Consider the following 14022-nt stretch of genomic DNA (forward strand, 5'->3'; position numbering starts at 1 on the left):
GGCGCCACGGCGCCGCCCGATTCGCCGTCCTCACCCCGAGAGCAACCGGAGAACCCATGCCGATCGTGACACTCGAGAACGTCTCCAAGACGTATCCGCCGGCCAGTCGTGACGCGCAGCCGACGATCGCCGTCGACGACGTGTCGCTCCAGGTCGAGAAGGGCGACGTCTTCGGCATCATCGGCTACTCGGGCGCCGGCAAGTCCACGCTCGTCCGGCTCATCAACGCGCTGGAGCCCGCCACCGGCGGCACGATCACGGTCGACGGCACCGACATCACCGCGCTCAGCGAGCGGGACCTCCGGGCCGTGCGCGGCGGCATCGGCATGATCTTCCAGCAGTTCAACCTGTTCGCCGCGAAATCGGTTCGGGCGAACATCGCGTATCCGCTGAAGCTCGCCGGCTGGTCGAAGCCCGACATCGACGCGCGCGTCACAGAACTACTGGCCTTCGTCGGCCTCAGCGACAAGGCGAAGGCATTCCCCGAGCAGCTGTCCGGTGGCCAGAAGCAGCGCGTCGGCATCGCCCGCGCTCTCGCCACGAGACCGGCGATCCTGCTCGCGGATGAGGCGACCAGCGCGCTGGATCCGCAGACCACGCACGAGGTGCTCGCACTGCTCAAGCGGGTGAACGAGGAGCAGGGCGTCACGATCGTGATCATCACGCATGAGATGGACGTGATCCAGACCATCGCGACCAAGGTCGCCGTCATGGACTCCGGCCGCGTGATCGAGCAGGGCGATGTGTTCGAGGTATTCTCGGACCCGCAGCATCCGGCATCGCAGCGCTTCGTCGGGACGGTGATCAAGGGCATCCCCTCACCGGCCGAGCGGGCCGTGCTCCAGGAACGGCACCGCGGCCGCATCGTCACGTTCTCATTCCGTGACGGCGACTCGTCGCAGGCGCAGGTATTCCTCGACCTCGCCGCCGCCGGGCTCGAGTTCGAGCTCATCTACGGGGGCATCAACGACATCCGAGGCCGCGCGTTCGGGCACCTGACCCTCGCCGTGCGAGGCGCGGATGCCGCGATCGACGCAGCCCTCGAGAAGATCGGCGCCCACGTCACGGTGACGGAGCTCGCCGGCGACGCCGGACTCGAAGGGGAGGTGCGCTGATGGATCGCCTCATCGAACTCCAGGGCGACTTCTGGGCCGCCGCCGTCGAGACGCTGTACATGACGTCGTTCGCGCTCGTGCTGGGCGGCGTCCTCGGCCTCGTGATCGGTGTCGCGACCTACGCCACGCGCTCGGGCGGAGTGATGCCCAACCGTGTGGTCTACGGGATCGTCAACCTCATCATCAACTTCTTCCGGCCGATCCCGTTCGTGATCTTCCTTGCCGTGCTGCAGCCGTTCACGCGGCTCGTCGTCGGCACGGGGATCGGTGTGACGGCCGGCGCCTTCGCGATCGGCGTCGCGGCGTCGTTCGCGATCGGACGAATCGTCGAGCAGCACCTGGTCTCGGTTCCACCCGGCGTGGTCGAGGCCGCCCGATCGATGGGCGCGGGGCCATGGCGGATCCTCCTCACCGTGGTGATCCCGGAGGCCCTGGGCCCGCTCATCCTCGGCTATACGTTCATCGTCGTGGCCGTGATCGACATGACGGCGATGGCCGGCGCCATCGGCGGTGGCGGCCTGGGCGCCTTCGCCCTGATCTACGGGTTCCGCCAGTTCGAGCCTGTGGTCATGTGGGCTGCGATCGTGCTGATCGTCGTGTTCGTGCACCTGGTGCAGATGCTCGGCACGTGGCTGGCGCGACGGGTCATGCGTCGCTGACGCTCCTCGCGCCGCCCTCTGCGGGATGCCCTCAGCGTGGGGCGTACTGCAGCGTGCGCCGCGTCACGAACTCGCGCGGCCGGCCCGACAGCGGGTCGACGAATCGCAGTTCGCGTGCGAGCAGCTGCAGCGGCCGGTCGTGGTCGTCGGGCTGCTCGTCGGTGAGCACGGGATAGAGGTTGTCGTGCAGGATGCCGATGCCGATGCTCGCCAGGTGCACCCGCAGCTGATGCATCTTGCCGGTGTGCGGGCGCAGCAGGGTGTGGATCACGTGGTCGGACTGGTCGATGAGTTCGATCAGGGTCTCGGAGTTCGGTTCGCGCTCGGGATCGACGACGACGCACACCTGCCCGCGGAACTTCTCGATGTGCAGTCGCACCGTCTGCGGGAAGGACCTTGTCCAGTCCGCCGGCCGGGCGGACACGGCCTCGTAGACCTTCTCGATCGCCCGGTCCTGGAACAGCATCTGGTACGCGCCGCGGGTCTGCGGCCTGGTCGAGAACATCAGCAGGCCCGCGGTGGCGCGGTCCAGGCGATGGATCGGCGTGAGGTCGGGGTTGTCGAAATCGCGGCGCAGCCGCACCAGCGCCGAGTTCTGCACATACTTGCCCGCAGGAGTGGTCGGCAGGAAGTGCGGCTTGTCGACGACGAGGAGGTCGTCGTCGTGGTGGACGATCTCGAGGTCGAACGGGATCTCGACCTCGACCGGCGGCTCGCGGTAATACCAGACGAACTCCTCGACACCGAGCGGAGTCTCGCGGGTGAGGGCCGATCCGTCGAAGGCGACGATCTCTCCGCGGTCGAATCGCCGCAGGAGCCGCTCGGGGTCGAGGTGGAAGAAGCGCTCGACCATGTAGGCACTCACGGTCGGCCAGGGGCCGCTCATCGGCACGTGCAGGCGGGTCGCGCCGACTCCGTCGCGCACCGGCAGCGGCGATCGCATCGCCATCAGGATGCCGCCATCACAGGTCGAAGGTCAGACTGAGCTTGCGCAACAGCGCGGCCATCCGCTCGCGGTCCGCCCGAGAGAGGGACTTCAGCAGATCGGCTTCGACGTCGACGAGACGGGTGATGGCGGCATCCACGCGGATGCGCCCGTCGTCGGTGAGCGTCACGAGCACGCTGCGTCCGTCACCGGGGTCGGCTTCGCGCCGGACGAAGCGCCGCCCGACCAGTCGGTCTATGCGGTTGGTCATGGTGCCACTGGAGACCAGTGTCTGCTGCAGCAGCTGCTTGGGGGAGAGCTGGAAGGGTGCGCCGGCGCGACGGAGCGCGGAGAGCACGTCCCACTCCCATGCCTCGATGTCGCTGCGGCGGAACACCTCGCGCCTGGCCCGGTCGAGATAGCGCGAGAGCCGATCCATGCGGGAGAGCACCTCGAGGGGCGAGAAGTCCAAGTCGGGACGCTGGGCGTTCCATGCGCCGACGATCCGGTCGACCTCGTCTGCCTCGCTCATCTGTCCATTATCCGATGCAGGACGTCGGTCCTTGGGCAGATTCAGGGATCGACAGGCTCAGGGATCGACAGGCTCAGACGAACATCACGCGGGGCGCGGGGTCGTCGATGTACTCGCGGCCGAGCGGGCTGCGCCAGACGAGCGTGCCCTCGTCGTGCTGCGTGACCGTCCATCGATGTCGCGCGTCCACATCGGGATGCTTGAGCGGATGATGACTGTTGCAGAAGCAGGCGAGGTTGCACAGTGCGGTCGCTCCGCCGAATGCTCGGTCGCAGTTGTGGTCGATCTGACATCGCGATGTCTTGGCGCGGCATCCGGGGAACCGGCAGTGCTGGTCCCGTGCTCGCAGGTATTTCTTCATCCGGCCCGACGGGACGTAGGTGTCGACGTTCGTAACCATTCCGCTCGGGTCGAGGAACAGGCGACTGAAACTCGGTGCCCGGCCGGCGAGGTCGCGGGCGATGTCCGGGTGGACCGGGCCGATCCCGTCGATCTCGGCCATCATGTCGTCGCGCCCGACGAGAGTGCTCGCGGCGATCGTCACCTGAACGGTCGGCCGGAAGGCCTCCATTTCGGTGCCGAGCCCGGTCGAGGGGGCCGCAGTGAGCACAAGATCGCAGAACAGGTCGGCGCGACGCTGATCCATCGTCCGGTCATCGTCGATCTCGCGTGCCATGGCGCTGAGGCGGTCGTGAATGCCGTGCGCGAGGATCTCGGGGACGACGGCGATCAGCTGAGCCATGCCGTCCGCGGTCGGTTGAATCCGCACCTCACGCTCGTCACGAGCTTCGCGGTGCGATTCGAGCTGCGTGACCGGTTGCAGCTTCGCTGTCACCGCCCGGGCATGAGCCTTGGTCCGCGGCGCGGTCGTGCGGCAGGCGTAGGGGAGCACGTCGTGCTCATAGGCGGCTCGATCAGCGGCTCCGCCGTCGGCCGCTTCACCTCGATCGTCGCGCGGCCCGGCCTCGACGATCACTTCGGCGTGGCGCCTGCTGATCCGGCCCTCCTTCAACGCGTGAAGCGTCGCGGGGAAGCCGTTCACGAGCGCTGCGGCGTGCGCGAACTGCACGCTCATCGTCCCGGGGGAGACATGCCCCGCGGCGGCGAACTCGGCGACCATCGATCGCTCGGCCATCGAACTGTGCACGATCTTCGGACCGGCCTCATAGGCGAGCAGGTCAGCCCTCTCGGCGAGCACCTCGGCGCGGCGCGCCTCCAGTGCGGCGATCTGTTCGCCGAGATCCATCCATTCATCCAGCAGAGCTGCGCGGCGCTCGTCAGCGACGGGTCGCTCTGTTCGATGCTCCGCGGTGAAGGTCATATCTCATTATCGAACAAAACAACGATGAATGCAAGGCGTGAGCGCAGAACAATAGAAGAAATGTTCGGATACGTTTCTACCCGCTCTTGACCCACACGGCCGTGTACCGCCATAACAGCCCGCGGCGCATCTTGACCCCTGGCAGGATCTCGGAGGCGACCGAGGTGATCTGATCGAAAGTCTCCGACGGCTCTCGAGCGAGCGCCGTCATGCTCTCGGGCACGGTCTGCGCGCGGCGCGGGTGGCGGATCGCCCCGATCACGGGGTTGAGTGCCGCAGCACCCACGGCGAATAGGCCGCGTTGTGCGACCACGGGTGGGATGCGTTGAACCTGCTCAACGCGCTGAGCGCCCGCTTGGTCGCCTGATTCGTGCCAGGAGTCTACGAGCAGGGGTGGAAATCAGGAACCTGCAAGAGCCCGCACTCCGGCCGTGGCAGACTTGTCAGGCAGCCCGTGCGGCTGCGGTCCGCCGTGGTGTAATGGCAGCACGACAGCCTTTGGAGCTGTTAGGTCTAGGTTCGAGTCCTGGCGGCGGAGCATGACGGAGAACAACCTCGCCATCATCGTGCTCGCTGCAGGCCAGGGCACCCGGATGAAGTCAGCGTTGCCCAAGGTGCTGCATCCGATCGCCGGACGACCGCTCGTCGGCCACGTGCTCACGACGGCATCCCGCCTCGGAGCCGACCACATCGAAGTGGTCGTGCGTCACGAGCGCGATCGCGTCGTCGAGGTGCTCTCGAAGCAGTACCCCGAGGCGGTCATCGTCGATCAGGACGAGATCCCCGGCACCGGCCGAGCCGTCCAGGTCGCCGTCGACGCGCTCCCGTCGGATTTCGGCGGCGACGTCCTCGTGCTCTCGGGCGATGTGCCGCTGCTCGAGGCCGACACGCTGTCGGCTCTCGTCGACGCGCATCGTTCGGCGGCGGCATCCGCCACTGTGCTCAGCGCCCTTCTCGACGACCCGACCGGGTACGGCCGCGTCATCCGCGACGACAGCGGCACGGTGGCTCGCATCGTCGAACAGAAGGACGCGACGGCCGATGAAGCGGCGGTCACCGAGATCAACTCCGGCGTGTACGTGTTCCGCGCGGCATCCCTGCGCACGCACCTGACGAAGATCGACCAGAACAACGCACAGGGCGAGCTGTACCTCACCGACGTGATCGGACTACTCCGTGAAGCGCAGGAGACCGTCGCGGCCGAAGTCGCGACGGACACGGCCGCGACCTTCGGCGTCAACGACCGCGTCCAGCTCGCCGAGGCCGGCAGGGTCCTCAACGACCGCATCGTCCGCCACTGGCAGCGCGCCGGCGTCACGGTCGTCGACCCCGCGACGACCTGGATCGACGACGACGCCAAGCTCGCGCCCGACGTCACGCTCTTCCCGAACACGTACATCGCCGGTGCCACCGTCGTCGAGTCCGGCGCCGTCATCGGCCCCGACACCTCACTGCTGGACTGCGAGGTCGGCGAAGGCGCCGTCATCCGCCGCTCCGACGCGACCCTCGCCGTGATCGGTGCAGGCGCCACCGTCGGACCGTTCGCGTACATCCGACCGGGCACGACTCTCGGGGCAGGGGGCAAGATCGGCACCTTCGTCGAGACGAAGAACTCGCAGATCGGCGACGGGAGCAAGGTCCCGCACCTCTCCTACATCGGCGACGCGACGATCGGGGAGCGCGTGAACCTCGGCGCCGGCGCGATCACGGCGAACTACGACGACATCGTCAAGCACCGCACCGAGATCGGCGACGAGGTGCACACCGGCTCGCACAACGTGTTCGTCGCTCCCGTTAGGATTGGAGACGGTGCGAAGACCGGAGCAGGAGCGGTCGTCCGCAAGGACGTTCCCGCTGGAGCCCTGGCCCTGAGCGTCGCCCCTCAGCGCAACATCGAGGGGTGGGTCGAGAAGAATCGTGCCGGTACCGGCGCCGCTGAGGCGGCGTCCCGGGCCGGCAAGGCCGCAAACAGCGAAGCTGCAGAGTAAGGCAGGTCATGGCGCGCAAGAAGAAGACCGTTGAACTGGATCGGGACAACGGCGTCGCGCCGGGACTCGTCGCCAAGACGAAGAAGCGGCTCGTCGTCGCCGGCGGACGCTCGCACCCCGAACTGACCGCGGCGGTCGCCGCGGCCCTCGGCACCGAGATCGCCCCGACCGAGCACCGCACCTTCGCGTCTGGCGAGATCTACTCGCGCTTCGAGGTCTCGATCCGCGGATGCGATCTGTTCCTGGTGCAGACCTTCGGTGAGCCGGTCAACGAGTGGCTCATGGAGACGCTCATCATGATCGACGCGGCCAAGCGCGCCTCCGCCAAGCGCATCACCGTCGTCGCCCCCTACTACCCGTACTCCCGGCAGGACAAGAAGGGCCGCGGCCGCGAGCCCATCAGCGCCCGGCTGGTCGCCGACATGCTGAAGACCGCCGGTGCCGACCGCGTCATGAGCGTCGACCTGCACGCGGCCCAGATCCAGGGCTTCTTCGACGGCCCCGTCGACCACCTGTTCGCCAAGCCCGTGCTGCTCGAGCACTTCAAGGCGAACCTCACGGCAGAAGACCGCGAGACCCTCACGATCGTCTCGCCCGACATGGGTCGTGTCCGCGTGGCTGACACCTGGTCGGACAGCCTGAACGCGCCGCTCGCGATCATCCACAAGCGTCGCGACCCGAAGGTCGCCAACCAGGTCTCCGTCCACGAGATCGTCGGAACGGTCGAAGGGCGCACCTGCCTGCTCGTCGACGACATGATCGACACCGGCGGCACGATCGTCAAGGCTGCGCAGGCGCTGAAGGCCAACGGCGCCCGTCGAGTCATCGTCGCAGCGACCCACGCGATCTTCAGCGATCCGGCCAACGAGCGCCTGCAGGACGCCTCGATCGACGAGGTCGTCGTCACCGACACGATCCCGCTAACCGAGTCCCGCCGATGGGACGCTCTGACGATCCTGCCGATCGCTCCACTGCTGGCGCGCGCCATCCACGAGGTCTTCGAGGACGGCTCCGTGACGAGCATGTTCGGCGGCGACGCCTAGTCTCATCGCGTCTCGACAGCGCAGACACAGCCCGCCCATAGCGGCCGGCCCTACGCTCGATCCCATGATCAGCCAGGCCGTCTCACCCACCGTTCGCAAGGGCGCCGCCGTCGTCGGCATGGCCGGCATGCTCGTGCTCGCCGGATGCTCCGGAGCGGCCGATACCGAGGATGCCTCGACCGATTCCACAGGGAATTCCGGGAGCGACGGCGGGGCGCCATCCGGAGACTACGCCGATGGCACCTACACCGCCGAGGGCTCGTATCAGACCCCCGAGACGGTCGAGCAGATCTCCGTGACGCTCACCCTCGCAGACGGCGTCGTGACCGACGTCGAGGTCACCGGCGACCCCCAGGCCCGCGAGACCGAGCAGTACCAGGGGCAGTTCATCGCGGGCATCGCCGATGAGGTGGTCGGTATCGCGATCGACGAGCTGAACGTCACCCGCGTCGCAGGATCCTCGCTCACCAGCGGCGGGTTCAACGCGGCCCTCGAGGACATCAAGGACCAGGCCGCGAGCTGACGATGGCGACCTGGCGATTCGACGCCATCGGCACGAGGTGGGAGATCGAGACCGCCGAGGCTCTGACCGGCGCGCAGCGCTCTCGCATCGACGCGATCGTCGCCGGGTTCGATGCCACGTGGTCGCGGTTCCGGGCCGACTCGCTCGTCACCCGCTTGTCGGTCGCCGGGGGCCAGGCGGACACCCCGTCGGACGCCGTCGCCATGTTCGATGCGTACCGCGAGCTGTCGGATGCGACAGCCGGCGCGGTCAACCCTCTCGTCGGCCGGAGCCTGAGCGCTCTCGGCTACGACGCTGCGCACTCGCTCTCTGCACGCGATCCCGAGCCCGCGCCCGCCGACTGGCAGAACGTCCTCGACTGGGACGGCGAGCAGCTGTCCCTGGCATCCGGCGCGATCATCGACGTCGGCGCACTCGGCAAGGGCCGTCTCGTCGATCTCGTGGCGGCCGAGCTCGACGACGTCGACGGCGACCTCGTCGTCGACGCATCGGGTGACCTCATCGTGCGCGGCGAAGCGCGCATCGGGCTGGAGCATCCGTTCGACCAGGCCAAGGCCATCGGGATCGCGACGATCCGCGATCAGGCGCTGTGCGCTTCGGCGACGAACCGGCGAGTCTGGGGAGACGGCCTGCACCACGTGCTCGACGCCCGCACCGGCGCGCCGGTGCGGGCCTGGGCGGCGACGTGGGCCATCGCCGAGGACGCCATGCACGCGGATGCCGTCGCCACCGCGCTGTTCTTCGACGGCGGACCGCAGCTCGCCGAGCGCTGGGGCGTCGAGTGGGTGCGGATGAGCACCTCGGGTGCGGCCGAACACTCGCAGAACGCCCCCGTCGAGCTGTTCATGCGGAAGAGTTGAACCGTGACCTCATTCACATCCCTCCGCCAGCGGGTGCTGGCCGTCCTCGGCGCCGTCTCGATGTACCGGCTGACGCTGTCATCGCTCGCGATCCTCGCCGCCATCGCGTTCGTCCTGTCGTTCTTCGGCCTCGTGGGCCCGTCGCCGCTCGAGCTCGCGCTCTCGTTCGTCGTGCTGGCGATCGTGATCTCACTCGTTGATGCCGCAGCGCAGCGCCTGCTGCATCTGCCGTGGCGCCTCGAGTCATCGCTTGTCACCGCGCTCATCCTCCTCTTCGTCATGCGCCCCGGTGCCGATGCGACAGCCCTCGTCGGGCTCGCGCTCGCCGGTGCCATCGCGAGCGTGTCGAAGTACCTCATCGCCTGGCGCGGCCGGCACATCTTCAACCCCGCTGCGTTCGGCGCGGCCGTCGTCTCGATCGCCGGTGCATTCGGCGCCTTCGCATGGCTCGGCACGTCGGCATCGTGGTGGGTGGGGACGCCGGCCATGGCGATCCCGGTCGCGCTGTTCGGCCTCGCCGTCCTCTGGCGCACCGAGAAGGTGCGGGTCGTTCTTGTGTTCCTCCTCCTCGCCGTGGGCGCCGCGGTCGTGCGACAGGCCGTGCAGGCACAGCAGTTCAACATCGCGTTCGACCTGCCGACGGCGCTGTCGTTCGCCGTGCTGCAGTCGCCGTTCCTGTTCCTCGGCGTGTTCATGGTCTCGGAGCCGCTCACGAGTCCGCCGCGACGCTGGCAGCAGTTCTGGGTCGCCGGGGTCGTCGGCGTGCTCGCCGGCTGGCCGATCCCCGTCGGGGACCTCTTCACGCTCGGCCAGGAGCGGGCGCTGCTGATCGGCAACCTGCTCGCGCTCACCTTCGCACTGCGCGGATCGGTGCGGCTCACGCTCGAGAAGCGCGAGTTCATCACCCCGACCGCGCAGGAGCTCACCTTCCGAGCCCAGGGCAGGCTGCGGTTCCAGCCGGGGCAGTACCTCGAACTCGACGTCCCGCACCACCGCCCCGATGCGCGGGGCACCCGTCGCGAGTTCAGCATCGTTTCCGCGCCGGCTGATCTGCCGACGCTCCGGATCGCGTACAAGAACGGCGATCAGAAGCATCCGTCGTCCTACAAGCGCGCGCTCGCCGCGGCCGAACCGGGCACGGTGCTCGCCGTCACCGGAACCTGGGGCGACTTCCTGCTCCCGAAGGGCGAGGCACCCGTCCTCATGGTCGCGGCCGGCATCGGCGTGACGCCGTTCGTCTCGCAGCTGCGCGAGCTGCAGGCCGCGGGGCACAACCGCGACATCGTGCTCGTGTACGTCGCATCCGAGGCATCCGAGCTCGCGTTCCGTTCCGAGCTCGAGGCCACAGGAGTGCCGGTCGTCGTCTTCACGCGCGACCGGCCGGAGGGTCTCCCCGCGCACTGGACGTGGGCGCAGGGCGTTCGGCTGGATGCCGAGGGCCTCGAGCGCGTCGTGCCGGACATCTCGTCACGGCACACGTTCATCTCGGGTCCGCCGCGCCTGATCGCCGACCTGGCGCCGGCGCTGCAGAAGGCGCGCTCGGTCACGACGGACGCGTTCGCCGGGTACTGATCCCTCCTCCCTGCACCGCACGGATGCAGGGAGAATGAACGGCGGGAGGGCGATGTGCCGACGGATGCCCTTGCATCCGGTCGGCGGCCCTGCATGTGTACGGGACGACTCGTTCTGCACAGTCGATCCGGGTTGCGGACCCATCCCCAGAAGCGTCATCTCAAGCCCGTCGATGGCGTTTCGTGGGCAAAGATCGTCGGATGCTCCAGCCATCACTTCTGATCAGTCATGAAGGCGGTATCGCCCGCGGCGTACGCCTGCAGGAATTCGGGCTTTCGCGACGGATGCTGTCGGAGGCGGTGAAGGACGGCACGATCCTGCGCGTGCGCCCTGGTGTATTCGCGACACCGTCGACCGACCACCGCCTGGTCGCCGCTGCCGAGCACGGCGGAGCCCTGACCTGCGGCGGGGCTCTGCGGTTGCACGGAATCTGGACGCTCCAGGACGATCTGGTGCCGCATGTGTGGCTCGGCGGCACCGGGCGCGTCCACCACCCCCGAGAATGCACGTGCGTCGGTCACTTCTTCGGCGGGGTCATGCGACTCGGACTGGCGCCGTTGGAGATCGTTCTCGTGCATGTCTTCCACTGCCACGGGGATGAGGCGTTCTTCGCGGCTCTCGAGTCCGCTCTCCGCACGGGCCGCATCACGGCGGCGGCGAAAGATCGTATCCGGCGCAGGCTCCCCGCCGGGGCGCGTTGGCTCGTCGATCTCGCTCGGAATGACGCTGACAGCGGTCTGGAATCGCTGCTCCGGCTCCGACTGCATGTCCTCGGCATCCGACTCGTTTGTCAGGTCGACATCCCGACCGTCGGCAGGGTGGATTTCGTGATCGGCGATCGGCTCATCCTCGAGGTCGACGGCAAGGAGAACCACGACGGCGAGGTCCATCGGCACAAGGACCTCGTTCGCGATGCCGCAGCATCCGCTCTCGGTTATGAAACGCTCCGGTTCGACTACGCTCAGATCGTCCACGATTGGCAGAGCGTCGAGGCGGCCGTCCTCGCGGCGCTCGTCCGGACGTGATCCCGGGACGGATGCAGGTTCGTTGAACGGATGCAGGGGCAATCACCGGACGATTCTCCTGCATCCGTCCGATGACCCTGCATGCGTGCGGATGTCGGACGAGAGGTCACGCCGTCCGGCGGGGCGTCAGCGGGAAGCGGACCGTGAACGTCGTGCTCCCCGGCTCCGATGTGACGTCGATCGTGCCGTGGTGGCCTTCGACGATCGCCTTCGCGATCGCCAGGCCCAGCCCTGTGCCTCCGGTCTGGCGCGCTCGCGAGCTGTCTCCGCGAGCGAAGCGCGCGAACAGCTGATCGCGGACGGCCGGCTCGATACCCGGCCCGTCGTCATGCACGCGCATCACGGCCTCGTCGCCCTCGCGGGCGACGCTCAACGTGATCTCCGTCCCCGCCGGTGTGTGGGTCCTCGCGTTGGCGAGCAGGTTCGCCACGACCTGGTGCAGGCGGCCCGCGTCGCCGAGCATGACGACCGGCTCGGCGGGCACGTCGATGTTCCAGACGTGCTCGGGGCCGGTGGGGCGGGCGTCCGACAGGCCCTCGAGTGCGAGCTGCGTCAGGTCGACGGTCCCGTGGACGAGCTCCTGCCCCTCATCGAGACGGGCGAGGAGCAGGAGGTCCTCGACCAGGCGCGTCATGCGCAGCGACTGGGCCTGGATGCGCTCGAGCGCGGTCTCTGTGCCCGACGCGTCCGCCCCCTGGTGCAGGGCTCGCAGCGAGAGCTCGGAATACCCGCGGATGGATGCCAGGGGAGTGCGCAGCTCGTGGCTGGCGTCGGCGACGAACTTGCGCATGAGCGCCTCGTTCCGCTGACGCGCTGCGAGGGAGTCGTTGACGTGGTCGAGCAGCTTGTTCAGCGAGGCGCCCACGATGCCGGTCTCCGTGCGCGGATCGGCCTCGGCCGCCGGAACGCGCTCGGTGATCTCGACCTCACCGCGGTCGAGGGGCTGATTCGCGACACGCGTCGCCGTGCGTGCCACGGCGCGCAGCGGCCGGAGGCTGTAGCGGATCGTGACCGCCGTCGTGAGGGCGAGCAGGATGAGTCCGCCGAGAGTGGCGAGCGTGATCACGGTGAGCAGCTGCGCCATGGTGCTCTGGATCTCGGTGCGGGGGAGGCCCGTGACGATCCCCACCCCGTTGCGCGAGGTGACGGTGACGAGGAAGGACCCGACCCCCTCCAGGTTCACGGAAGCGTCCGGAGAGCTCTGCACGGCTTCGTTGATCGCCAGCAGCTGGGAGCGGCTGAGCTCGATGGTCTCGTCGGACGTCACGACCACCCCCGTCGCCCCGTCGGCCGATGCGATGGCGAGGAGCACGCCCTGGCCCTGAAAATGCTGGCCGGAGAGCACGCGCTCCGCCGTGATCGGCTGCCCGTCGACGGCCGCGGCCTGCGTCCGCTGTGCGACCAGAAAGCTCGTCTGCGACGCCGTCGCCTTCACCTGATCGAGCAGGCGCCCCTCCAGGGCGGTCCCGAGCGTCGCGCTCGTGATGACGGCGACGATGATGAGGATGATCGACACGAACCCGATGACGGCGGTCATGAGCCGCGCCTGCAGGGTCAGCGGTCGACGCAGCCTCGGTGCGATCACTGCGGAGCCTTGATCATGTATCCGACGCCACGGACCGTGTGCAGCAGCGGGGTGCGGCCCGCGTCGATCTTCTTGCGGAGGTACGAGATGTACAGCTCGACGACCGAGGACTTGCCGCCGAAGTCGTAGCTCCAAACGCGGTCGAGGATCTGCGCCTTCGACAGCACGCGGCGCTCGTTGCGCATGAGGTAGCGCAGCAGCTCGAACTCGGTCGCGGTCAGCTCGATCTCGGTGCCGTCGCGCTCGACCTCGTGGCTGTCCTCGTTGAGGGTGAGATCGCCCACGCGCAGAATCGACTGACCGTCGTCGGACGTCGCCGAACCGGTCCGGCGGATGATCGCACGCAGGCGCGCGATGACCTCCTCGAGGCTGAACGGCTTGGTGACGTAGTCGTCGCCGCCGGCGGTGAGTCCGGCGATGCGGTCGCCGACGGCATCCTTCGCGGTCAGGAACAGTACGGGCACGAGATTGCCGGACTCGCGCAGACGGCGCAGGACGCTCATGCCGTCGAGGTCGGGCATCATGATGTCGAGCACGAGGGCGTCCGGTTCGAACTCCCGCGCCACCTGCAGGGCCTCGAGGCCCGAGGATGCGGTGCGCACCTCCCAGCCCTCCATCCGCAGCGCCATCGCGAGCAGGTCGGTGAGCATCTGCTCATCGTCCACGGCGAGGATGCGCAGCGGGGATCCGTCAGGGCGGTGCAGTTCGGGCAGATCGGTGCTCATGGCTCCATTGTGCGCATCCGATCGGAGCGAATCCATAGAGCGCGCTATGCGATTCCTGTGAACCGCTGGTCATACGATTCTCATCACCCGTTGATCGCGCGCCCATCGATCGCATTCCTACTGTCGAATCCGTTCCGCGACGCACGCGG

14 protein-coding genes and 1 tRNA gene are annotated in these 14022 nt (G+C 68.2%); 9 read left to right on the forward strand and 6 right to left on the reverse strand.

Translation table 11 applies throughout. From position 1 onward, the window contains the following. The first annotated feature begins 56 nt into the window (after nt 1-56). A complete protein-coding gene (locus HWX58_RS02695; protein WP_175985511.1) occupies nt 57-1115 on the forward strand; it encodes a methionine ABC transporter ATP-binding protein in 1059 nt (352 codons plus the stop codon). Further along, complete coding sequence (locus tag HWX58_RS02700; protein ID WP_175985512.1) at nt 1115-1774, forward strand: methionine ABC transporter permease; 660 nt, start codon at nt 1115-1117, stop codon at nt 1772-1774. Before HWX58_RS02695 ends, HWX58_RS02700 begins: the two co-directional genes overlap by 1 nt. A gap of 31 nt (nt 1775-1805) precedes the next feature. On the opposite strand, the gene HWX58_RS02705 is transcribed toward HWX58_RS02700, so the two are convergent. The 4 genes from HWX58_RS02705 to HWX58_RS02720 form a co-directional block, all read right to left on the reverse strand. Continuing rightward, nucleotides 1806-2717: a pseudouridine synthase gene (locus HWX58_RS02705; protein WP_217702931.1), complete on the reverse strand. Its 912-nt coding sequence runs from the start codon at nt 2715-2717 to the stop codon at nt 1806-1808. A 19-nt stretch (nt 2718-2736) separates the two neighbouring features. Then, entirely contained in the window at nt 2737-3231 is a 495-nt protein-coding gene (locus HWX58_RS02710) for a MarR family winged helix-turn-helix transcriptional regulator (protein ID WP_175985514.1), read from the reverse strand. A 73-nt stretch (nt 3232-3304) separates the two neighbouring features. Beyond that, on the reverse strand, nt 3305-4552 hold the full coding sequence (locus HWX58_RS02715; protein WP_175985515.1) for an HNH endonuclease signature motif containing protein: 1248 nt from the start codon (nt 4550-4552) through the stop codon (nt 3305-3307). A gap of 76 nt (nt 4553-4628) precedes the next feature. Next, on the reverse strand, nt 4629-4865 hold the full coding sequence (locus tag HWX58_RS02720) for a hypothetical protein (protein ID WP_175985516.1): 237 nt from the start codon (nt 4863-4865) through the stop codon (nt 4629-4631). Nucleotides 4866-5018: 153 nt separating this feature from the next. Here HWX58_RS02720 and HWX58_RS02725 point away from each other — a divergent pair. The 7 genes from HWX58_RS02725 (at nt 5019) to HWX58_RS02755 (ending at nt 11563) form a co-directional block, all read left to right on the forward strand. Further along, nucleotides 5019-5090 (forward strand) — tRNA-Gln (locus tag HWX58_RS02725). A 1-nt stretch (nt 5091) separates the two neighbouring features. Continuing rightward, entirely contained in the window at nt 5092-6540 is a 1449-nt protein-coding gene (glmU, locus tag HWX58_RS02730) for a bifunctional UDP-N-acetylglucosamine diphosphorylase/glucosamine-1-phosphate N-acetyltransferase GlmU (protein WP_175985517.1), read from the forward strand. Nucleotides 6541-6548: 8 nt separating this feature from the next. Beyond that, nucleotides 6549-7583: a ribose-phosphate diphosphokinase gene (locus tag HWX58_RS02735; RefSeq protein ID WP_175985518.1), complete on the forward strand. Its 1035-nt coding sequence runs from the start codon at nt 6549-6551 to the stop codon at nt 7581-7583. A gap of 64 nt (nt 7584-7647) precedes the next feature. Next, nucleotides 7648-8106: an FMN-binding protein gene (locus tag HWX58_RS02740; protein ID WP_175985519.1), complete on the forward strand. Its 459-nt coding sequence runs from the start codon at nt 7648-7650 to the stop codon at nt 8104-8106. A 2-nt stretch (nt 8107-8108) separates the two neighbouring features. Next, nucleotides 8109-8966: an FAD:protein FMN transferase gene (locus HWX58_RS02745; protein WP_175985520.1), complete on the forward strand. Its 858-nt coding sequence runs from the start codon at nt 8109-8111 to the stop codon at nt 8964-8966. 60 nt (nt 8967-9026) lie between these two features. Then, nucleotides 9027-10538 (forward strand): flavodoxin reductase, encoded by a 1512-nt coding sequence (locus tag HWX58_RS02750; RefSeq protein WP_175985644.1) that lies wholly within the window; start codon nt 9027-9029, stop codon nt 10536-10538. Nucleotides 10539-10738: 200 nt separating this feature from the next. Next, entirely contained in the window at nt 10739-11563 is an 825-nt protein-coding gene (locus HWX58_RS02755; protein ID WP_175985521.1) for a DUF559 domain-containing protein, read from the forward strand. Nucleotides 11564-11669: 106 nt separating this feature from the next. Here HWX58_RS02755 and HWX58_RS02760 read toward each other — a convergent pair whose 3' ends face one another. After that, nucleotides 11670-13100, reverse strand: coding sequence for a sensor histidine kinase (locus tag HWX58_RS02760; protein WP_175985645.1), 1431 nt, complete (start codon nt 13098-13100; stop codon nt 11670-11672). A 44-nt stretch (nt 13101-13144) separates the two neighbouring features. Next, nucleotides 13145-13873, reverse strand: a complete 729-nt coding sequence (locus HWX58_RS02765) for a response regulator transcription factor (RefSeq protein ID WP_175985522.1) — start codon at nt 13871-13873, stop codon at nt 13145-13147. Nucleotides 13874-14022 lie beyond the last annotated feature (149 nt).

The sequence above is a fragment of the Microbacterium tenebrionis genome (assembly GCF_903645325.1).
Classification (GTDB): Bacteria; Actinomycetota; Actinomycetes; order Actinomycetales; family Microbacteriaceae; genus Microbacterium; species Microbacterium tenebrionis.